The organism is Streptomyces xantholiticus (genome assembly GCF_014651015.1).
GTDB lineage: Bacteria > Actinomycetota > Actinomycetes > Streptomycetales > Streptomycetaceae > Streptomyces > Streptomyces xantholiticus.
In genome coordinates this window covers 153,526-174,079 of sequence record NZ_BMWB01000003.1, presented here as the reverse complement: position 1 = coordinate 174,079, position 20,554 = coordinate 153,526, and the positions used below count along the sequence as shown (strand labels likewise).

The following is a 20,554-nucleotide window of genomic DNA, read 5'->3' as shown; positions in this document are numbered from 1 at the left end:
TAGCCATGACGGGACGCAGGGACGGGGTTCTGGAGGGTCTCGCCGGGAATCCGGCCGCGCCGAGCAGTGTGCTGCTGCGGCTGCTCGGCGTGGAGGACATCCATCACATCGTCCGGATCGTGGTGTGGCGCAAGGACCTGCCGCAGGATGTCGTCGACGCCGTCGTCACTCATCCCGACCGTCGTATTCGATCGCTCTACGGCGAGAGCGGGCACGCCGATCCGGAGCAGCGCGCCCGGCTGCTCGACGGTCATCCGGGCGACGCGTTCGTACTGGCACACGGGCCGATGATGTATCGGGCAGCGGCGCCGCCGCTGCCCGACTGGGCGTACGAGAGGCTGCTCGAGCATCCGCGGGAATACGTCAGGTACGAGCTGGTGCGCTTCGGGTATCTGCCGCCGCACATCGCGGCGACGCTCGCCGATCACGAGGAGTGGTCCTACCGAGTGGCCGCCTGCCGCGCCTGGGACGAGCTGCCGGAGGCAGCCCGCCGGTCGCTGCTGGAGGACGCGGACGACGACGTCCGCACGGCGGCCGCCCTCCATGTCTTCCGGGGCGACGAGGAACTCACCACGGAGCTCGTCGGGCGGCTGCACGGCGACGGGCGGCTCGGCGAGGTGCTGGAGAGCGGCGCGCTCACCAGGGAAGTGGCGGAGCGGATGGTCGCGGAGCGGCCGTGGATCGCCAAGCTGGCCCTGAATCCCACGCTCCCCGCCGACCTGGTGGCGAAGCTCGCCGTCGACGACGACCCGAGTGTCCGCCTCGCCGTGTCGGCACGTCCCGGCCTGACCGAGGAGGAGCGCGCGGCGATCGACCACGCGGTCGACCCCGAGGACCGGCTCGCCACCCTGCGCTGGGTGTGGGACGCCCGCGACGACCCCGAGGTCCTGCGCCGCTGCGCGACGTCCGGGCACGTCTGGCTGCGCCGCAGTGCCGCCGTGTGCCGGGGACTGCCCGACGACATGGTCGAACTCCTCTCGGACGACGAGGATTTCGCCGTACGGCTGCTGCTCGCCGAGTACCACCCGGCGGCGCCCGCGGAGCTTCTGCTCGACCTCTGGCTGCACGGGAGCCATCGGGCGGTCGGAATGCTTATCGCCAAACCGCAGTTCCCGAGCACCGGCCTCGCGGCACGCTTCAACGACGCCGCGGACCCCCGGGCCCGCGCACTCGTCGTACGCGATCCGGACGCGACCTTGGCGCAGATCGACCGGCTCAGCCGCGACCCGGTCGCCGCGGTACGTGCCGAGGCGGCCCGGGATCCACGGCTGGCTCCGGCCCGGGTGCGGGAGCTGCTCGCGGAGCCGGAGACGGTGCATGCAGCGGCGGCCAGTCCCCGGTTGAGCGCGGGCGAGATGCACGCGCTGCTCGACGAGGTGGGCGTGCCCAGGCAGACGGGACACACGTCTGCCGGCCCTTCGTCACCTTAAAGAAAGTTAAGGAAGAGGCGCGTGGGGCGGCTGAGTACTCGATGGCGGCTACTCGTACGTAAGGGCACAAGGAACCATCCGGCCGCCCCCGCGGCCGGGGACAGGAGCCCTTACGTGTCACGCAAGAAGACCCTCAGCGGCAAGAAGAAGATCGCCCTCCTCGTCGGCGCCGCGGCCATGGTCGGCGGCACTGCGATTGTCATGACCGGGACAAGTAATGCCTCCGGGGCCTGCGACGGGCTTGCCCAGGCGATCAGCAACAACGAGAACTTCATCGCCGGGCAACAGGCCAACCCGGACGCCCAGTCGGCGGCGCGCATCGCCAACCGGGAGGCGGTGATCGCGCAGATCAAGGTCCAGCAGGAGGCGGCCGGCTGTGCCGCGGGCGGTGACGGCGGCCAGGCGGCCGCACCCCCGGCGGCCGAGCAGCCCCCGGCCGAGGAAGCGCCCGCAGACGAGGGCGCGGAGCAGGGCGGCGAAAACGCCGGCGAGGAAGCGGGTGCCGGCCAGGAAGCAGGCGCCGGCCAGGAAGCAGGCGCCGGCGAGCAAGCAGGCGGGAACGCGGGCGGCGCTGCCACGGGCGAGGTCGTCTGCGCCGGCTCGACCGTGACGCTCTCCGGTGAGGGCGGCGCACCCGCCGCCTCCAGCAACCAGTTCCCCGTCGGCACCCAGCTCAAGGTGACCAACCTGGACAACGACAAGTCCACGACCGTCGAGGTCACCTCGGTCTCCGGCAGCTGCGCCCTGCTGAACAACGCGGCCTTCGAGCAGGTACGCGAGGCGGGCAAGTTCCTCATCCGCAACGCGCGCATCGAGCGCGTCGGCTGACCGGGCCGGCCGCCGGAGTCCAGGACGCATGCCGCCGCAGCTCCCCCTTCCACTGTCCCAGGAGGAGCGGCCGCCGGGCCGCACACCCGGCGGCGACGGCAGCGTCACAACCCGGCGGCCCCGTGCCGTCGTAGCCGCAGGCCCCGGTAACGCCCCCGCCGGCCCTGCGGCTACGACTTTTTCCCTCTCCCTTACGGCGCCGCCCGCAGCAGCAGCTCCTCCGCCTCCGCCAGGATCTCCGTGAGCCGCACCCCGAAGCGGATGTCGCACGCGTCCGGCTTCCCGGTGCGTACGGCCTCGAGAAGGGCGTCCACCGCGGCGCGGAACGAGGCGACCGGATCGCCCCAGCCGTCGGGCAGCTCCACCCTCCCCTGCTCCCCCAGCAGCACCAGGCTCGTGCCGGCCGCCTTCCCCGGCGCGCTCAGGCCCAGCGTCACGGTGCTGGACGCGCCGGAGGCGTGCCGGAGCACCAGATGCACGGTGTCGGCGGGTCCACGGCCTGCCGACACCGTTGTCACATCGCCGAGGACAGGGATCAGCGCCGAGAGGGCGTGCGGGCCGACGTCCCACAGTCCGCCCTTCTCCCGCCTCCACGGCGACGCCGCGAACGGGCTGTTGGAACCGTCCGAGTACAGCGAACCGAGCCACTGCGCGTGGGCCGTGAACCACCCGTCGGCGGCGCCCTGTTCGGCCACCCACGGGGCCGTCTCCGAGGCGAACCGCAGCGTGCAGAACACCACCGACGCCACCCCGGCGTCCCCGGCCGCACGGGCCGCCGTCCGCGCCGCGGCCACATCGGTCGCGACCGGCTTGTCCAGCAGCAGATGGCATCCCGCCGCGGCAGCCCTGGCGGCGAGCGGAGCCTGAACGTCCGGCGGCACGGCGAAGGCGACCGCGTCGCATATCGCGAACAGCGCGTCGATGCCCTCGTCACCCGTGAACGCCGCCGTTCCGTGCGCATCGGCGAGCGCCGCAGCCGCGTCGGGCCGCCTCCCCCACACCCCGCTGAACACGACGTCCGGGTGCCCGGCCAGCGCCGGTGCCTGCGTCATCCCAGCCCACGGCCCTGCGCCGATGAGCCCGATACGCAGTTGCTGCGTCTGCTTCGTCATGCGCACCAGTGTGCACGGCGGTGTCGCGGCGCCGGAGAGTCCCGGAGGAGGCGGCGGTCAGGGGTGATGGGTTTCCCCCGACCCGGGGCCGGGCGAACGGATGGATCGTGACCGGCCGGTACCGCGCGTAACGCGGGGTTCACAAGCGGGCAACGGCCGGGAAATCGCGAATTGCCAAGCTTCGCCGCATACCGCTGCACCCGCAAAGGATGAGACCCCGTGACCTTCAAGGCTGAGTACATCTGGATCGACGGCACCGAGCCGACCGCCAAGCTTCGCTCGAAGACGAAGATCATGACGGGTGCCCCGGCGGGCCTCGCCGAGCTGCCCGTCTGGGGCTTCGACGGCTCCAGCACCAACCAGGCGAAGGGACACGCGTCGGACCGTGTGCTCAAGCCGGTCTTCAGCTGCCCGGACCCGATCCGCGGCGGTGACGACATCCTGGTGCTGTGCGAGGTCCTCAACACGGACATGACGCCGCACGAGTCCAACACCCGTGCCGCGCTGGCCGAGGTGTACGGGCAGTTCGCCGCGCAGGAGCCGATCTTCGGCATCGAGCAGGAGTACACCTTCTTCAAGGGGTCCCGTCCGCTCGGCTTCCCCGAGGGCGGCTTCCCGGCCGCGCAGGGCGGCTACTACTGCGGTGTCGGCGCCGACGAGATCTTCGGCCGTGACGTCGTCGAGGCGCACCTGGAGAACTGCCTCAAGGCCGGCCTCGGGATCTCCGGCATCAACGCCGAGGTCATGCCCGGCCAGTGGGAGTTCCAGGTCGGCCCGCTCGCGCCGCTCGAGGTCGCGGACCAGCTGTGGGTGGCCCGCTGGCTGCTCTACCGCACTGCGGAGGACTTCGACGTCTCCGCGACCCTGGACCCGAAGCCGGTGAAGGGCGACTGGAACGGCGCGGGTGCGCACACCAACTTCTCGACGAAGGCGATGCGCGAGGGCTACGACGCGATCATCACCGCGTGCGAGGCGCTCGGCGAGGGCTCCAAGCCGCTCGACCACGTCAAGAACTACGGTGCGGGCATCGACGACCGCCTGACCGGTCTGCACGAGACCGCCCCGTGGAACGAGTACAGCTACGGCGTCTCCGACCGTGGCGCCTCGGTCCGTATCCCGTGGCAGGTCGAGCAGGACCGCAAGGGCTACATCGAGGACCGCCGCCCCAACGCCAACGTCGACCCGTACGTGGTGACCCGCCTGCTGGTGGACACCTGCTGCTCGGCGCTGGAGAAGGCCGGCCAGGTCTGAGCATCCGGAACATGAGGAGAAGGGCGCCCGCCGGCACGGCGGGCGCCCTTCTCGTACAGGGTCGCGCCCATGCCGGCGGGGATCGACGACATCGACCGGGCGGCTCCTGAGCACGCGTACGGGCGCGATCAGGCCGCACGGTTGCCGGGAGCCGGGTCCGTACGGGTCGACCCGTGAGAACCGGGCGCACACGGCCACGGCGATCCGGCGCATCACCGGCCGCACCGACGACGCGGCTCCGGTCCTGGGCCGCCGGATCGCCACGTCCGGTGGGTAGCGCGCGCCGCAGCTCTTCGGACCCTGACGGCCATGTCCCTCCTGTCCGCAGAGGCGCGCCCCGCGGTCGAGCGCATCGCCCACTCGCCGCGCCTCGCCTCCGGCCTCTTCCGCGACCGCGGCCGTCCGGCGACGTCGCGGGCATCGGCGCGTGAACTGCTCGCCTCCAGGGCAGATGGGCGCAGGCGCAAAGGCGACGGAGACGGGGGCCGAAACTCCACCGACGTCGCGCGGGTCACGTATCAACGTGTGGAAGGGGCCTGCTGCGGGCGCGTCACGTCTGCTTGAATGGACCCATGGCCGGCATTCATGGGAGCAGCGGAGAAGGTCGCAGCGACCTCGAGCCGTTCTGGCCTTCCCGGCAGCACCATGACTTCGACCGGGTGTGTTGCCGCGCGGTGAACGCGCCGGCCCTCTGAAACCCCCCTCGGGCAGAACCCGTTCGGGCCTTCGGCCGACGCGCACGACGTACGTACGTCCGTCTCCCTCCGCGCGAAAGAGCTGACTTCTCATGGCGAACACCCGTGCCTTCTCCGCCGTCGCCCACTCTCCGTCCAGCCGGCACCGACTGCGTGCCGTCGACCGTGACGAGGTGGTCGACGTCGCCGGCCTCCTGCCCCCGGGCGCGACTTGGCTGCCCGCTCCCCCGAACGCCCTGCCCACCCTTCCGGGGCGGCCGCCGATGGTCGGCTACCTCGTGCTCGTACCGGCCGACCGGCAGCCGCAGCCCTCCCTCGCCCCGGAATCCGCCCCGCGCCCGGCACCGGAATCCTCCCCGGAGGTCGGCGCGCCGGACCGCGGCCCGGTGCTCATCGACCCGGTCCGGCGCACCGCCCAGGTGGACGGGCAGACGCTCGACCTGACCTACCTGGAGTTCGAGCTGCTGGCGCATCTGGTCGGGCACCCGCACCGGGTGCACACACGGGACCAGCTGGTCAGCACGGTGTGGGGGTACGGACACGTGGGCGACGGCCGCACCGTCGACGTCCATGTGGCGCGGCTGCGCCGCAAGCTGGGCACCGAACACCGCCGTACGATCCAGACCGTGCGGCGGGTCGGCTACAAGTACGTCCCCTAGAGCTCGTCAGGACGCACCGGTCCTGGCCTTCGAGAGCGCGCCGAGCACGATGTCGAAGGCCAGGAACACCAGCAGGGAGATACCGAGCAGCGGCACCAACCAGCCGACCAGGGCCGTCGCCGCCGCGAGCGGCAGCAGCACGGTCACGGGCAGCTTGCGCCATGTGCCGCGCGGCACCGGGCGACCGGCGCCCAGCCTGCGCTCCTTCGTCGGCCTGCGCAGCCACCACATGCGGTAGCCCCACACGACGAGCAGGATCAGGGCGACCATGAGGGCGGCCAGGGCGAGCTGGTTGGGCAGGCCGAAGAGCACGCCCATGTGACCGTCGATGCCGAAGCGGGTCAGCTTTGCGAGCAACGGGTAGTCGTCGAAGCGCAGTTCGTCGATGACCCGGCCGTCGCCGGGGTCGAGGGCGACGGAGTCGAGGTGGACCGGGTACTGGGTGTCGGTCTCCTTGACGATGTAGCCCTTGCCGTCGGCCGGCAGGGTGACGGCGATCCTGCCCTCGATCCCGGAGGCGCGCGCCGGGGCCACCGCCTCGTCGATGCCGACGTCCGGGCCCTGGTGGGCCGCTCCGTGGCCGCTGCCGTGGCCCTCGTGTCCGCCGTCCCCGCCGCCGCCTGCCTCGAGCGCGGCGGAGAGGGCGGGGGTGGCTCCGCCCAGCTGGTCCTGGAGGGCGCCGATGTTCTCGCCCGCGTACCGGGACCAGGTGAGGCCGGTGGCGGAGAGCAGGACCAGGCCGGTCACCGCCCACAGGCCGACCGAGCCGTGCAAGGACAGGGTCCTGCGGCGGCCCTTCGCGCCGCGCTCGGGCAGCAACAGGTCCCGCTTGCTGCGGCGTCGGCGTCCGAACCAGAGCAGCAGTCCGCCGAGTGCGACGGCCCAGAGCCAGCCGGCGGCCAGCTCGCTGTAGTGGCGGCCGACGTCACCGAGGTGCAGGCCGCGGTGGGGTTCGTCGAGCCACGTAGATCAGGTGCAGTGCGCCCTGCACGGCGAGCAGGCCGGCCCCGATGGCGCGGACACCGCGGCGGCGGCCGGCCGCGAATCGTCCGACGGCGGCGGTCACACCGAGCGCGACGATCAGCGCGCCGGACGGTATGTGATGCGCGGACAGGGAGGAATGCCCCATAGCGGCAAGGATGACCGCCACCGCCGCGAAGAGCGCGGCCCGCAGGGCGCGCATCGGCGACCGGGCATCCGTCATCGTCCGCACATGCTGCCAGGCCCGAGCCGGGTCCGGGAGAGTGACCGTGGGTACGGGAAGTTCTTCCGGCAGCAGAACCGCGGTTCCCGGCCCGGCCCGGCAGGGCAGAGTCGTGATCATGAGGCTTCTGATTCTGGGCGGGACACAGTTCGCGGGACGTGCGGTGACGGAGGCGGCGCTCGCCCGCGGGTGGGACGTCACGGTCTTCCATCGGGGACGGCACGCGGCACCGGAAGGCGTTGCCGTACGGCTCGGTGACCGCACCGCGGACGGCGGCCGGGCCACGCTCGCCGACGGCGAGTGGGACGTCGTCATCGACACCTGGTCGGGCGCGCCGTCGGGGGTACGGGACACGGCGCGGCTCCTTGCGGGACGGACCGGGCGGTACGTCTATGTCTCCAGCTGCTCGGTGTACGTCTGGCCCCCGGCGGCCGGGTACGACGAGAGCACGCCCACGGTGGAGAGTTCACCGGACGCCGGAGAGGTGCCGTACGCCGAGGCCAAGCGGGGCGGGGAGCTGGCGGTGCTCGACGCGTTCGGGGACGAGCGCTCGCTGCTGGTGCGCTCGGGGCTGATCCTCGGCCCGTGGGAGAACATCGGCCGGCTGCCGTGGTGGCTGGGGCGGATCGCGCGCGGCGGGGACGTGCTGGCTCCCGGACCGCGGGAGACGCCGCTGCAGTACGTCGACGTCCGTGACCTCGCGGAGTGGATGCTCGACGCGGCCGAGGCCGGGCGCAGCGGACCGTACAACCTGGTGAGCGCCCCCGGCCACACGACGATGGGCGAACTCCTCGACACGTGCGTCGCGGTGACGGGCTCGAAGGCGCGGCTGCGGTGGATGCCGGCGGAGACGGTGCTGGCGGCGGGCGTGGAGCCGTGGACGGACCTGCCGATCTGGATCCCGCCGACCCAGGAGGTGCACGGCGCCCTGCACGGCGTGGGCGTGGAGCGTGCGCTGGCGGCGGGCCTGCGGTGCCGCCCGGTCGCGGACACGGTCCGCGACACCTGGGCGTGGCTCATGTCGCTGGGCGGCGCGGCGCCGCAGCGGCCGGACCGCACGCGGGTGGGGCTGGCGCGGGAGGTGGAGGAACGGCTGCTCAGGGAGGCGTGACGCGGAGGCGGAGGACCTGGCGCAGTGGGCGTCGGGGGCAGCGCGAGCGGCAGCTGCGGGCCGCCGACGACAGCGGGGTGGTGCCAGGTCCACCCCCGGATCCGGTGGTCTCCACCTGTGCGGGCACCGAACCGCGGCTGTCTCGACCACGGTAGTTGAACGGCAAGGTGCCCGTTTTCGTCAGGGTCCAAACGGTTTTGGAGCTGGAGACTTCTACAATTTCCGCACACGAGTGAACACCTCACCGGTGGTGCCCGTATGGAACGACGCGCTACTTCCCTCCCCCGGGATTGGAGTTCCAATGGGACGCACATCGAGAAAACGCTCCACGCTGGCAAACCGGGCGATCGCCGCCTCGGCTGCCCTCCTTCTGGGCGGGGGTGGACTGGTCGCGGCCAATTTCTACGCTTCCGCAAATGAGGGCTGGGGCGGTGACGAGAACGGGCCGAGAACCCAGAGTGCAGGTCAGTCGGTCTCCACCATCGACTGTCCGGAAGTCGTCAATTCCATCAAGGAAATACCCGACGACCAGCGGCTCGCCGTCGACCGTGAACTTGCCACACTGGACAGCCAGATCACCACGTACTACCAGCGGTTCGCCGACAACAAGGAGCGGGTCCAGAGCGACCGCACCTTCGCGCAGAACCAGATTCTGAGCCCACTGAAGAACGAACGACTGGTGGTCATCCAGCGGATCGTCTCGCTGATCGACCGCTCGGCCGAACCCCCCCAGGGCCTGGAGGCGACGGCACCGTGCACGTTGCGCGCCGACGACAACGACCAGAACGACGGGGACCAGAACAACGACGACCAGAACGACGGTCAGGACGACGGCCAGAACAACGACGACGGTCAGGACCAAAACCAGGACCAGGGCCAGGACGGCGGCGACCAGAACAACGACGACGGGGACGGCAACAACGACAACGGTGACAACGCCGGGAACGAGGACAACGGCGGCCAGGCCGGCAACGGCCCCGTGGCCGACGACTTCGTCGAGATCGAGTCGGTCGAACCCAACGTCGACGATCCGCAGCAGCAAGGAGGCGCCTCCGACGGCACCTTCACCTCCGACTGCGGCGTGAACGAGAACGGCTTGTTCAATTCCGACAATCTCATCGCCGCCCCCGGCGTCAGCAACGGCGCGCACCACATGCACGACTACATCGGCAACCAGGCCAACGACGCCTTCGCCAGTGACGACGATCTCGCGAACGGAGACACCACGTGCAACAACCAGGGTGACAAGTCGACGTACTACTGGCCCGTGCTGCGTGTGCAGAACGGCCAGAACGAGTTCGACGCCGACCAGGACGGCGGCGGCAACGACCAGAACGTCGGTGAGATCCAGACACCGTCGGAGGTCACGCTGACGTTCGTGGGCAATCCGCAGAGCAAGGTGACCGCGATGCCGAAATTCCTGCGCATCATCACCGGTGACGCGAAGTCCTTCACCAACGGCGACGCGAATGCCAATGCCTCCTGGAGCTGCACCGGATTCGAGGACCGTCAGCTGAAGGACAAGTACCCGATCTGCCCCGAGGGCAGCCAGGTGGTGCGCAGCTTCAAGTTCCAGAGCTGCTGGGACGGCCAGAACATCGACAGCGCGAACCACCGCACCCACGTGGACTTCGCGGAGGAGGACGGCAGCTGCCCCAACGGCTTCCAGGCCATCCCGCAGCTGGTGCAGCGGATCGTCTACGACGTGCCGCCGCCCGTCTTCGAGGGCGACAACGCATCGGTCTTCGCGGTCGACTCGTTCCCCGAGCAGCTGCACAAGCCGATCACCGACCACGGCGACTTCATCAACGTCTTCGACGAGGACCTGATGGACGAGATGGTGGACTGCATCAACGAGGGCCGTAGTTGCCAGTGACCCACTGAACCGAGTTGGCCGGGCCGGCCTGGGAAAGTCCCAGGCCCGCCCGGCCTCTTTCCGTCTGCGGACGGTCGGCACGGCCCTTCCCGGGCCGGTCCGGGAGCACCCGGACCGGCCCGCGAGTGTCGGTGCGGCGGGTCAGTTCCCGTCCCGCGCCCCGTGCTCCTCGTGGCCTTGCTGCTCCCCCCGGCCGTCGTGTCCTTCGTGGCCGTCGTCCTCGCCGCCGTGGTCACCGGAGCCGTGCTGCGCCCCGGTCTCCACCTCGCCGCCGAGCCGGCCGCGCAGGGCCGCCACGACCTTCTCGTCGCCGACCGCGACCCATTTGCGCCCGACCAGATAGGTGCCGCCGTAGTCGTTGGCCGCGTTGATCCACTCGCGCTGACCGCGGTCGGTGGCGAAGGTCGCGAGGACGTATCTCCCGTCGGCCGTCCTGCAGTTGGCCTGGCGCAGTTCGTCCGCGTCCGTCTGGATGTTCGGTTCGCAGTCGGCCTGGCGTGCGAGTTCCTCCAGGCTGCCGGTCGCCGTCCGCGGCGCCTTCGCGCCCTGGTCGGCTCCGACACGCCCGTCGCCGTCGCCGCCCGATCCGCAGGCCGCGGTCAGAGCCAGGACCACAACTGCAAGTCCTGCCCGGGCCGCCCGCCCTCTGCTGGTGCTCGTACTCGTCCGCATCCGGCCATGGTGCCCTCCCGGCCCCTCTTCGCGCGGCCGAACCACGAGTAACGTGCGCGCCGCACGCACCTGTTGTCGCCCCAGCAACACAGAGGAGCGCTGATGCACAAGCTGTCGAGACGTACGCTGCTGGGCACTGCCGGAGCGGTCGGGGCCGGCGCGGTGCTCGCCGGCCCCGCGGCCGCCCTGCCCGCCCCGGCCCGACCGTCCGAGGACGCGCACACCGGGCAGGCGACCGGCCCCGCGCTCGCCGCCCTGGCCCGCCTGCTGCCCGGCCACGCCGACCAGTTCCGCCTCACCGGGCTGACCGGCCCCGAGCGGTTCCGCGTCACCGGTTCCACCGGCCGCATCGAGGTCGCCGGCACCGGCCCGATCGCTCTGCTGACGGGGGTGCACTGGTATCTCAAGTACGTCTGCCGGGCTCACATCTCCTGGTCCGGCTCCCAGCTCGATCTACCGCTCCGGCTGCCGGCGCCCCGCCGGCCGCTGGAGCGGAGCGCCACCGTCCCACACCGGTTCGCGTACAACGACACCCACGACGGCTACACCGCCCCCTACGCGGACTGGCCGCGCTGGGAGCGGCTGATCGACGTCCTTGCCCTGCACGGCTGCAACGAGGTCCTGGTGACGCCGGGCCAGGAGGCCGTCTACCACCGGCTGCTGATGGACTTCGGCTACTCCGACGCCGAGGCCCGCACCTGGCTGCCGGCGCCCTCGCACCAGCCGTGGTGGCTGCTGCAGAACATGAGCGAGTACGGCGGCCCCCTCTCGCCCGCTCTGATCGAGCGACGCGCCCACCTCGGCCGGCGCATCACCGACCGGATGCGGGAGCTGGGCATGCACCCCGTCCTGCCGGGGTATTTCGGGACGGTCCCCGACGGCTTCGCCGCCCGCACCCCGGGCGACGCGCGGGTCATCGGGCAGGGCACCTGGAACGGGCTGCGCCGGCCCGACTGGCTCGACCCGCGCACCCGGGCGTTCGCCGATGTCGCCGCCGCCTTCTACCGGCACCAGCAGGAGCTGTTCGGCGGGATCGACCATTTCAAGATGGACCTGCTGCACGAGGGCGGCACGGCCGGCGACGTACCGGTCCGCGACGCCGCCCGTGCCGTGGAGACGTCGCTGCGGACCGCACGCCCGGACGCGACCTGGGTGATCCTCGGCTGGCAGGCCAATCCTCGCCCGGCGCTGCTGGAGGCCATCGACACCTCCAAGGTGCTCATCGTCGACGGCCTGTCCGACCTGGACACCGTCACCGACCGGGAGAAGGAGTGGGGCGGGGCGCCGTACGCGTTCGGCACCATCCCCAACTTCGGCGGCCGTACGACGATCGGCGCCAACACCGACCGCTGGACGGAGAAGTTCACGGCCTGGCGCGACAAGCCGGGCAGCGCGCTGGTGGGCACCGCGTACATGCCGGAGGCCGCGGAGCGCGACCCGGCGGCACTGGAACTGTTCAGCGAACTGGCCTGGCGCGAGGAGAAGACCGACCGGGACGCGTGGTTCGCCGAGTACGCGGGCTTCCGCTACGGCGCAGAGGACCGCTCCGCACGCGCCGCGTTCGCCGCGCTGGCCGCGACCGCGTACAGGCTCACCAGCACCGACGGCCGCCCGTACGACTCGCTGTTCTGCCGCCGTCCGTCACTGTCCGCCTCGATCGGCACGGCCTTCGACCCGGCCGGTTTCGACCGGGCGTTCGCCGCGCTGCTCGGCGTACGGCCGTCGCTGCGCGACTGTGACGCGTACCGCCACGACGTGACCGACCTGGCCCGGCAGGCGCTCGCCAACCGTTCCCGTACGCTCCAGCTGCCGCTGCGGGCCGCGTACGCCAACAGGGACGTCGGCACGTTCCGGGCGATCTCGGCGCTGTGGCTGAAGCTGATGCGGCTGAGCGACACCATGGCCGGCTGCCACCGCTCGTTCCTGCTGGGCCCCTGGCTCGAGGACGCCAAGCGGCTCGCCACCGAACCCGAGGAGGCGGTCGGGCTGGAGCGCACGGCCCGCGCGCTGATCACCACATGGGCGGGCCGGAACGCCGCCGGCCATCTCAGCAACTACGCCAACCGGGACTGGCAGGGGCTGATCGACGACGTCCACGTGCCGCAGTGGGAGGCGTATCTGACCGAGCAGGGCGACGCGATGGAGGAGGGCCGGACGCCGCGGCCCTTCGACTGGTACCCGGCGGAGGAGACGTGGACCCGGGACCGCCGCGCCTACCCGGTCCGGCCCACGGGCGACGCCCACCGCACGGCCCTGCGTGTGTATGACACCCTGGCCCGCGCCCCGTACCAGGGATTCGTCACGGTGAGCGTGGAGCCACCGGCCTTCACCCCGGGAAGCACCGGCACGGTGACGGCCGCCTTCCGCAACTTCAACGGGCTGCGCGCCACCGGCCGGGTCGACTTCGAACTCACCGGTCCCGACGGGGAGGCCCAGGGCGAGCCGTGTCTGGACAGCGTGGCGCCGGGCGGCACCGGCTCGGTGGCCTGGCGGGTGCGGGCCCCTTCAGAACCTCTCACGGAGCCGCTGGTGCCCATGCCGTACGAGCTGAGCACCCGGTACGGGCCACGGGGAGAGGAGCGGGTGGCAGTCACCCAGCGCGGCAGTGTGTACCTGGCCTCGCCGCTCGACCCTCGGTGGCGCACGTTCACCTCCAACGCGGCCGTGTTCGGTCAGGCCGGTGACCGGCTCGCGATCAACGGGGCGGGCAACGACCTGTGGCGGGGCACCACCCAGTTCGGCACCGCCTACCGGGAGGCGGTGCTCGCCGACGGCGGCAGCGTGCTGCTCCAGGTGGACACCCAGGAGGACACGGGCAGTTGGGCAAGAGCGGGCATCGTGGTACGGAACTCGCTCGCGACGCCCGGTGACGCGGGCTTCCTGAACCTCGCCGTCACCCCGGGACAGGGTGTCGTGCTGTCGTACGACACGAACGGCGACGGCACGCTCGACACCTACCGGCGCATCACCGGCATCAAGGCCCCGGTGCTGCTGCGGCTCACCCGGACCGAGGGGACCTCCTTCACCGGCGCGTGCTCCACCGACGGCGGCGCCACCTGGCGGACCATCGCCACGGTGTCCGTCCCGGACGCGGCGGCGACGCAGGACACCGGATTCTTCATGTGCGCCACGAACGGCGGGAGCGGGGCGCGCGGAACGGTCGGGTTCAGCGCCTGGTCCGTGACGGGCGGTGTCGCGGCCGCCGGGTGACGCCCGGTGGGCCTAGATTCCGCTCATGAACGCGATCCCCTCCACCACCGTCGCGAACCTTCGCGATCTCGGCGGCACGCCCCTTCCCGGCGGCCGGTCGGTGCGCAGCGGTCTGCTGTTCCGTTCCGGTCAGCTGGACCGGATGGACGCCGCGTCCGACCCGGCCGTCGCCGCCCTCGGCATCCGTACCGTCGTCGACTTCCGCACCCGGGCGGAGCGCGAGGCCCGCCCCGACCGGCTTCCAGAAGGGGGACGGCTGCTGCTCGCGGACGTCCTGGCCGACCAGGTCTCCTCCGGCCGGGTGCCGGCGGCGGCCCGGCTGCGCCGGCTGCTGTCCGATCCGGTCGTCGCGGAGCGGGAACTCGGCGGCGGCCGGGGCCGGGAGATGTTCGCCGGCATCTACCGGGCGTTCGTGACGACGGACTCGGCGCGCGCCTCGTACCGGGCGTTCCTCAACGAGGTGGCGGATCCGGACTCCGGACCGCTGCTGTTCCACTGCACGGCCGGCAAGGACCGTACGGGATGGGCGGCGACGATCGTGCTCACCCTGCTCGGTGCGACGCCGGAGACGGTCGAGGCCGAGTACATGTCGGTCAACGCGGCGGTGCGTGAGGCGTTCGCGCCGCTGGTCGAAGGGTTCACCCTGGAGGGCGGTCAGCCGGAGACGGCACTGTCGATCATCGGCGTCGTGCCCGAGTACCTGGACGCCGCACTGGACGAGGTCGACGCCCGCTACGGCTCGATGGAGAAGTACGTGCGCGAGGGTCTCGGCGTCACGTCCGCGGCGCTGGGGCGCATCCGTGAGCGCTTCGTCGTGAAGGGCTGACTTCTCGCGCTCGCGAACGCCGGGTGACCGCAGGACGATTCGCTCGTTCTGCTGAACGTGCGCCCACACGACGTCGTCCCCTCCCCAAAGCCCTTCGCCGGCTCCCCCTCGACCGGTCCCGCCGATCCGGGGTCCGGCGCCGAGGCGGTCGGGGTCTGGCAGGCGGAGGCGGCGCTCGTCGAGCACTATCCGCGCCTGGTGCGGATCGCCTACCTGGTGCTGCCGTCGTCCCTGGGCCAGGGTCGCCGGGTGCTGACCGCCCATGCCGTCGTGCAGCGTTCGCTCCCCCGCGGCGACACCGCGGCCGCCCCGGCCGTGCCACGGGCACGCCGCCCGCAGGACGCCCGCGACCCCGGCTACGGGTATGTGCGGGACCGGGTGGTGCGGCAGGCCATGGAGGCTTCGCTGCCGCTGCGGCGCCGGGCACTGCCCCGGCGGTCACAGTTCCCGCCGCTGCTGCCGCACCTGTGGGGAATGCGGGTCTTCCCGCGCTCCGGCGGCGCCGGCGAACTCGTCCTGGACCAGCGGCTGGCGGCGCTGTCCGGGCCCGCCAGAGCCGCCTATGTGCTGCGCGGTCTGGAGAAGTTGTCCGACCGCGAGGTGCGCGAGGCGCTGGAGCGTGCCGGGGCGGCGGACCCGGCGAAGGCGCTGACGGACGCCGACGCCGTACCGGGAGGTCGCCGGGGCCGGGAACTCCTCCGCTCCTCCGAGTTCGACGCGTGCTCGCTCCAGGTGCGGCCCACCGATCTGCTGCGCCGTCGCCGGCATGCCAGGGCGGCCCTGGTGGCGGCCGTGGCACTCGCCGTGTGCGGGACGCTGCTCCTGCTGCCGGGCGGCGGGCGGGGCGGCGCGGGAAGCGTGCCGGACGGCCGTAACGCCGCGGTGGAGGCGGCGATCGATCCGGGCAGTCTGCTGCGGGCCCCGGGCACGGCCTGGCAGTCGTCGGCCCGCAGGGACTTCTCGGTGTGGCCGGCCAGGGGGCCACTCACCCGGGACCGGGCCCTGCTGCGGCGGGCTCTCGCCGCCTGGGCGGGGCCGGGCGACACGGTCCGGGTCAGCGCGACGCCCGGGACGCCGTCCGGGCCGCCCGTGGGGCCGCCGCAGCTGCTGTTCGCGGGCGGCGTGGGTCTGGCCCGCGTGGTCGTGCTGTACGACGGGCTGCGCGTGGTCCGTTACGCGGAGACGGCCGGCGCGGACGGCGTGGCCCTCGACTTCGCACGTACGGACGGTGCGGACGCCGCCGTCTCCGGCGCGCTCGTCGCCGGCCGCTCGCAGGCGTACGTCCGGTATCTGACGGCGCCCTGGGTACACGGCGTGACCGTACGGGACCTGCTGGCCCCCGGCGGAAAGCCCCGGGCGCTCCGGCGGGACGCGAACGGCCTGACCGAACGGCTTCCGAGCCCCGCCCAGGAACGGGAGTGCCGGTCCTGGCAGGCGCTGGAGCTGACCGACGGCAGCACGACGACGCTGGTGACGGACCTCGGCGAACTCACCCCTGCCCATCTCACCTACGGCCCGCCGAACGCCCCGGCAGGCGTCATGGACGCCACGGCACGCGCGACCTGGGCGCGTACGGCATGTCTGCTGCCGGGCGTGCGGGCGCACGGCGTGCGCAGCGTCAACTCCTGGCGGTACGCGCAGCAACGGCTGCCGGAAGCGAACGGTACGGCCGCCTGGGTGTGCACGCGGGCGGAGACCTGGCGGGGCACGGACAGCAGGGTCCTGGCCCAGTTCCAGGCACCCGCCGCGCGGCCCGGCACGCCGGGCGCGGTGGTGGCGCGGGCGGAGGACTCGCCGTCCTGCGGGGTGCGTGAGCCACGGGTGCTCGCCGGCGTGCTGTGGAAGTCGCGGGCCGGGCAGTGGTACGTGCTGGCGGCCGGCAGCCGGCAGCATGCTTCGGTCACCGTCCTGGGCGACGGGGTGGAGGGCGAGGCGACGGACAACGTGGTGGCGGTCCGGGCCCAGGAGGGCGCGCGGCCCGAACTGAACGGCCGTCTCGCCGACGGCTCCGTGGTGGGCTCCCTGCGCTGAGCCCGGAGCAGGCTGCGGGGAACGGCCTTGTGTCTGTGCCAGGAGGACGGTGGGTAGGGTGTCGGGCATGACGACCGGGGTACGGCGCAGGATGGGCGTCGAGGAGCGCAGACAGCAGCTGATCGGTGTGGCGCTGGAGCTGTTCAGCCACCGCTCCCCCGACGACGTCTCGATCGACGAGATCGCGGCCGCCGCGGGCATCTCGCGTCCTCTCGTCTACCACTACTTCCCCGGTAAACAGAGCCTGTACGAAGCCGCGTTGCGGCGGGCCGCCGACGAGCTCGCCGCCCGCTTCCTCGAACCGCCCAAGGGCCCGCTCGGTGCGCGGCTGCTGCGCGTGATGGGGCGGTTCTTCGACTTCGTCGAGGAACACGGCCCGGGCTTCTCCGCGTTGATGCGAGGCGGTCCGGCGGTCGGCTCGTCCAGGACGAATGCGATGATCGACGAGGTGCGGCAGGCGGCGTACGACCAGATCCTGGCGCACCTGGGCATCGACGACCCTTCGCCGCGCCTCGCGCTGGTGGTGCGTTCCTGGGTGTCGCTCGCCGAGTCGACGGCGTTGATCTGGCTCGACGGACGCCGCATCCCCCGAGCGGAGCTGGAGTTGCAGCTGGTGCACGACTTCGCGGCGCTGGCCGCGGTGAGCGCCGCCTACGACGAGGAGATGGCCACACTGCTCGTCCGCATCCTCGCCGACGAACCGTTGGACGGCCCGTTCGGCGATCTCGTCGGCCGGCTCGTGGAACTGGTGCCCGCGATGGCGAAGGTGCCCGCTCAACGGCTCCGATAGGACATCTCGCGGTCCTCACCTCGGCCGAGGGCACCGGCGCCGCGCCGCCGGACCGCTTCTGATGACCGGCCGCCGGGTCGGAACCCGCCTCGGGCAGCTCGGCCCTGGCCTCGGGAGCCCCGCCTCGGAGCAGGGCGTTCGCGATGTGCACGACTGCGCCCTCGGGCGCCCGCGCCATCATTGGCCTCGTGATCGCCGACTCCGTCTTCCGGCTCGCCACCGCGTCCGGCTCCGCCCCCGACCACGACTGGGACGTGAACGCCCTCGTCGACCTCTACGACGACACCGCCCGCTGGATGCTGCGCAACGGCATCGACCAGTGGAAGCCCGGCGACAAGGACGCCGACCACTTCCGGCACCGGATCGCACAGGGCGAGGTGTGGCTGCTGCTCGACGGCGGCCGGGCGGCCGGGGCGTACGAGTTGTGGTGGGACGACCTGCCCGCCTGGGGCGACCGGCCGCCGGTCGCCGGCTATGTGCACCGGCTGATGACCGACCGCGCGCACGCGCCCGCCGGCTCCGGACGGGCGCTGCTCGCCCATGCAGAGCGGCGCATCACCGCGGCCGGACGGGAGCTGGCCCGGCTGGACTGCCTGAGCCGTAATCCGCGACTGCGCGCCTACTACGAGGCCGCCGGATACCGGGTGGTGGGTGAGCAGCCCGCCAAGGTGGCCGCGGATGGCAGCCGTTACGGTGTGCTGCTGCTGGAGAAGCGCCTTGCGTCGACGGCACCGGCCTCAACTCCCGTCCGTCCGAGGCTCGCTGGGCAGCCGCAGATGTGACGGGTAGAGTCCGCTCCGTGACCGCACCCGCACGCCTGGCCGACATCGCGACCCAGGCGGGGGTCAGCGAAGCGACGGTGAGCCGGGTCCTCAACGGAAGGCCGGGGGTCGCCGCGACCACCCGCCAGTCGGTGCTCGCCGCCCTCGACGTACTCGGCTACGAGCGGCCCGTCCGGTTGCGCCGGCGCAGCGCGGGTCTGGTGGGGCTGATCACGCCGGGGCTCGACAACCCGATCTTCCCCGCCCTGGCCCAGGTCGTCGGCCAGGCGCTGACCCGGCAGGGCTACACGCCGGTACTGGCCACCCAGACACCGGGCGGGTCGACGGAGGACGAGCTCACCGAGATGCTGGTGGACCGCGGCGTCTGCGGGATCATCTTCGTGTCCGGCCTGCACGCCGACACCACGGCCGACATGGAGCGCTACGACCGGCTCCGCGCCAAGGATGTCCCGTTCGTCCTCGTCGACGGTTATGCGCCCGGCGTGCGCGCGCCGTTCATCTCGGCGGACGACCGCGGCGCGATGCGGCTCGCCGTCACCCACCTCGTCTCGCTCGGGCACACCCGGATCGGTCTCACGCTCGGCCCGCGGCGGTTCGTACCCGTGGTGCGCAAGATCGAAGGCTTCCGGCTCGCCGTGCAGGAACAGCTCGGTGTCACGCCCGAGGCCTGCGACGAGCTGGTCCAGCACTCCCTCTACACCCTCGAAGGAGGCCAGGCAGCGGCCGCGACGCTGATGGACCGGGGGTGCACGGCCGTTGTCTGCGCCAGCGACATGATGGCGCTGGGGGCGATACGGGCGGCCCGGCAGCGGGGCCTCCACGTGCCGGACGACATCTCCGTCGTGGGATTCGACGACTCACCTCTGATCGCGTTCACGGATCCTCCGCTGACCACCGTCCGCAAACCGGTGCAGGCGATGGGGCAGGCGTCGGTGCGCGCGCTGCTGGAGGAGACGGGGGACAGTCACTCCCCGGCGGCGCCGGACCGTCCCCGTGCTCCGGTGCACGGCGAATTCGTCTTCATGCCGGAGTTGGTGGTCCGCGGTTCAACGGCTTCCGGTCCCGGAGGCCGCCCCGGGGGCGCCCCTCCTACGTGAGGGGGAGAGTATGCGGTACGAATGCGACGGAGGGATGATCGGAGGCGGCCGTTCATCTGGCAAACTCCTCTCTCATGGGTGAAGCGACCGTGAAGACTCTCGAAGGCCGGACGGCGACCCCGTCACCCATGGTGGAGGACGAGGCCGCCGCGTCGTCGCCCGACACTCCTCGGCCGCGGCCGCCACGGACGCCCGTCCGCCCCAGCATCTGGTTCGAAGTCATGCTGATCGCGCTGAGTTACTGGACGTACTCGCTGATCCGCAACGCCGTACCCGAGCAGAAGAACCAGGCACTGCGCAACGCCGACTGGATCTGGCAGGCGGAGCAGACCCTCGGCATAGCGGTGGAGCAGTCCATCAACCACGCGGTGAACTCGGTGACATGGCTCATCGTGTCGATGAATTACTACTACGCCACCCTGCACTTCGTCGTCACCATCGGTGTGCTCGTCTGGCTCTACCGTGCGCATCCGGGCCGTTACGCCGCCGCCCGACTCGTCCTTTTCGCCACGACCGGTGTAGCTCTGGTCGGATACTACCTGTATCCCCTCGCACCGCCCCGGTTGATGAACGGCCAGAACTTCATCGACACCGTTCTGGTCCATGACACGTGGGGCTCGATGGCCTCGGGCAACCTCAAGAACATGTCGAACCAGTACGCGGCGATGCCGTCCATGCACATCGGCTGGTCGGTGTGGTGCGGCCTGGTCATATTCGCACTGGCGGCTGCGCCGTGGGCGAAGATCCTCGGCCTGCTGTACCCGACGCTGACGCTGGTCGTCATCGTCGCCACGGCGAACCACTTCTGGCTGGACGCGGTGGGCGGCGTGGCGTGCCTGACGTTCGGCTTCGGCGTCTCGTACGTGTGGTACCGGGCGCTGCCGCACCGGCTTCCGCAGCTGGTCGAACTCCCCCGGAAGGACGGCCCGGACGCCCCGTCCGGCGTCCGTCGCTTCCTCCCCGCGGCCCGCACCTGACCC

Annotated in this window: 16 protein-coding genes and 1 pseudogene; 13 read left to right on the top strand and 4 right to left on the bottom strand. The window is 71.9% G+C overall.

The features are described 5' to 3' along the window. Nucleotides 1–5: 5 nt before the first annotated feature. Nucleotides 6–1,430 carry a hypothetical protein gene (locus IE198_RS07315; RefSeq protein WP_189883961.1) on the top strand — a complete coding sequence of 475 codons (1,425 nt, stop codon included), beginning with the start codon at nucleotides 6–8 and terminating at the stop codon, nucleotides 1,428–1,430. A 114-nt stretch (nucleotides 1,431–1,544) separates the two neighbouring features. After that, on the top strand, nucleotides 1,545–2,258 hold the full coding sequence (locus IE198_RS07310) for an SCO2207 family protein (RefSeq protein ID WP_189883959.1): 714 nt from the start codon (nucleotides 1,545–1,547) through the stop codon (nucleotides 2,256–2,258). Nucleotides 2,259–2,449: 191 nt separating this feature from the next. Here the strand turns inward: IE198_RS07310 and IE198_RS07305 are convergent, their stop codons facing one another. Next, on the bottom strand, nucleotides 2,450–3,370 hold the full coding sequence (locus IE198_RS07305; RefSeq protein WP_189883956.1) for a Gfo/Idh/MocA family protein: 921 nt from the start codon (nucleotides 3,368–3,370) through the stop codon (nucleotides 2,450–2,452). Nucleotides 3,371–3,589: 219 nt separating this feature from the next. Between IE198_RS07305 and glnII the strand changes: the two genes are divergently transcribed. Both glnII and IE198_RS07295 read left to right on the top strand, forming a co-directional pair. Next, entirely contained in the window at nucleotides 3,590–4,621 is a 1,032-nt protein-coding gene (gene glnII, locus IE198_RS07300) for a glutamine synthetase (protein WP_189883954.1), read from the top strand. 787 nt (nucleotides 4,622–5,408) lie between these two features. Next, nucleotides 5,409–5,975, top strand: coding sequence for a winged helix-turn-helix domain-containing protein (locus IE198_RS07295; protein WP_189883952.1), 567 nt, complete (start codon nucleotides 5,409–5,411; stop codon nucleotides 5,973–5,975). A gap of 6 nt (nucleotides 5,976–5,981) precedes the next feature. Here the strand turns inward: IE198_RS07295 and IE198_RS07290 are convergent. Next, a pseudogene (locus IE198_RS07290) lies at nucleotides 5,982–6,941 on the bottom strand (PepSY-associated TM helix domain-containing protein); the annotation flags it as partial. Then, on the bottom strand, nucleotides 6,901–7,299 hold the full coding sequence (locus IE198_RS07285) for a hypothetical protein (protein WP_189883950.1): 399 nt from the start codon (nucleotides 7,297–7,299) through the stop codon (nucleotides 6,901–6,903). The gene IE198_RS07285 and the pseudogene IE198_RS07290, both read right to left, overlap by 41 nt. Between IE198_RS07285 and IE198_RS07280 the strand changes: the two genes are divergently transcribed. After that, nucleotides 7,298–8,290, top strand: coding sequence for an NAD-dependent epimerase/dehydratase family protein (locus IE198_RS07280; protein ID WP_189883948.1), 993 nt, complete (start codon nucleotides 7,298–7,300; stop codon nucleotides 8,288–8,290). The two genes, IE198_RS07285 and IE198_RS07280, sit on opposite strands and share 2 nt — an antisense overlap. A gap of 301 nt (nucleotides 8,291–8,591) precedes the next feature. Continuing rightward, a complete protein-coding gene (locus IE198_RS07275; RefSeq protein ID WP_189883946.1) occupies nucleotides 8,592–10,166 on the top strand; it encodes a DUF1996 domain-containing protein in 1,575 nt (524 codons plus the stop codon). A gap of 141 nt (nucleotides 10,167–10,307) precedes the next feature. Here IE198_RS07275 and IE198_RS07270 read toward each other — a convergent pair whose 3' ends face one another. Continuing rightward, entirely contained in the window at nucleotides 10,308–10,838 is a 531-nt protein-coding gene (locus IE198_RS07270) for a hypothetical protein (RefSeq protein ID WP_189883944.1), read from the bottom strand. A gap of 102 nt (nucleotides 10,839–10,940) precedes the next feature. On the opposite strand from IE198_RS07270, the gene IE198_RS07265 reads away from it, so the two are divergent. From IE198_RS07265 to IE198_RS07235, 7 genes are all read left to right on the top strand, one after another. After that, nucleotides 10,941–14,048 carry an alpha-N-acetylglucosaminidase gene (locus IE198_RS07265; protein WP_189883942.1) on the top strand — a complete coding sequence of 1,036 codons (3,108 nt, stop codon included), beginning with the start codon at nucleotides 10,941–10,943 and terminating at the stop codon, nucleotides 14,046–14,048. 25 nt (nucleotides 14,049–14,073) lie between these two features. Then, nucleotides 14,074–14,874 carry a tyrosine-protein phosphatase gene (locus tag IE198_RS07260; RefSeq protein WP_189883940.1) on the top strand — a complete coding sequence of 267 codons (801 nt, stop codon included), beginning with the start codon at nucleotides 14,074–14,076 and terminating at the stop codon, nucleotides 14,872–14,874. Between the two features lie 57 nt (nucleotides 14,875–14,931). After that, nucleotides 14,932–16,905: a hypothetical protein gene (locus tag IE198_RS07255; RefSeq protein WP_189883938.1), complete on the top strand. Its 1,974-nt coding sequence runs from the start codon at nucleotides 14,932–14,934 to the stop codon at nucleotides 16,903–16,905. A gap of 67 nt (nucleotides 16,906–16,972) precedes the next feature. Continuing rightward, entirely contained in the window at nucleotides 16,973–17,695 is a 723-nt protein-coding gene (locus IE198_RS07250; protein WP_189883936.1) for a TetR/AcrR family transcriptional regulator, read from the top strand. 191 nt (nucleotides 17,696–17,886) lie between these two features. Next, complete coding sequence (locus IE198_RS07245; RefSeq protein WP_373299801.1) at nucleotides 17,887–18,477, top strand: GNAT family N-acetyltransferase; 591 nt, start codon at nucleotides 17,887–17,889, stop codon at nucleotides 18,475–18,477. Nucleotides 18,478–18,494: 17 nt separating this feature from the next. Continuing rightward, entirely contained in the window at nucleotides 18,495–19,574 is a 1,080-nt protein-coding gene (locus IE198_RS07240) for a LacI family DNA-binding transcriptional regulator (protein WP_189883932.1), read from the top strand. Between the two features lie 74 nt (nucleotides 19,575–19,648). Continuing rightward, entirely contained in the window at nucleotides 19,649–20,551 is a 903-nt protein-coding gene (locus tag IE198_RS07235; protein WP_189883930.1) for a phosphatase PAP2 family protein, read from the top strand. Nucleotides 20,552–20,554 lie beyond the last annotated feature (3 nt).

Coding starts and splice junctions, on each gene's coding strand:
- IE198_RS07315 (WP_189883961.1), top strand. CDS start 6: ATGACGGGACGCAGGGACGGGGTTCTGGAGGGTCTCGCCGGGAATCCG.
- IE198_RS07305 (WP_189883956.1), bottom strand. CDS start 3,370: ATGACGAAGCAGACGCAGCAACTGCGTATCGGGCTCATCGGCGCAGGG.
- IE198_RS07295 (WP_189883952.1), top strand. CDS start 5,409: ATGGCGAACACCCGTGCCTTCTCCGCCGTCGCCCACTCTCCGTCCAGC.
- IE198_RS07280 (WP_189883948.1), top strand. CDS start 7,298: ATGAGGCTTCTGATTCTGGGCGGGACACAGTTCGCGGGACGTGCGGTG.
- IE198_RS07285 (WP_189883950.1), bottom strand. CDS start 7,299: ATGATCACGACTCTGCCCTGCCGGGCCGGGCCGGGAACCGCGGTTCTG.
- IE198_RS07275 (WP_189883946.1), top strand. CDS start 8,592: ATGGGACGCACATCGAGAAAACGCTCCACGCTGGCAAACCGGGCGATC.
- IE198_RS07270 (WP_189883944.1), bottom strand. CDS start 10,838: ATGCGGACGAGTACGAGCACCAGCAGAGGGCGGGCGGCCCGGGCAGGA.
- IE198_RS07265 (WP_189883942.1), top strand. CDS start 10,941: ATGCACAAGCTGTCGAGACGTACGCTGCTGGGCACTGCCGGAGCGGTC.
- IE198_RS07260 (WP_189883940.1), top strand. CDS start 14,074: ATGAACGCGATCCCCTCCACCACCGTCGCGAACCTTCGCGATCTCGGC.
- IE198_RS07250 (WP_189883936.1), top strand. CDS start 16,973: ATGACGACCGGGGTACGGCGCAGGATGGGCGTCGAGGAGCGCAGACAG.
- IE198_RS07235 (WP_189883930.1), top strand. CDS start 19,649: ATGGGTGAAGCGACCGTGAAGACTCTCGAAGGCCGGACGGCGACCCCG.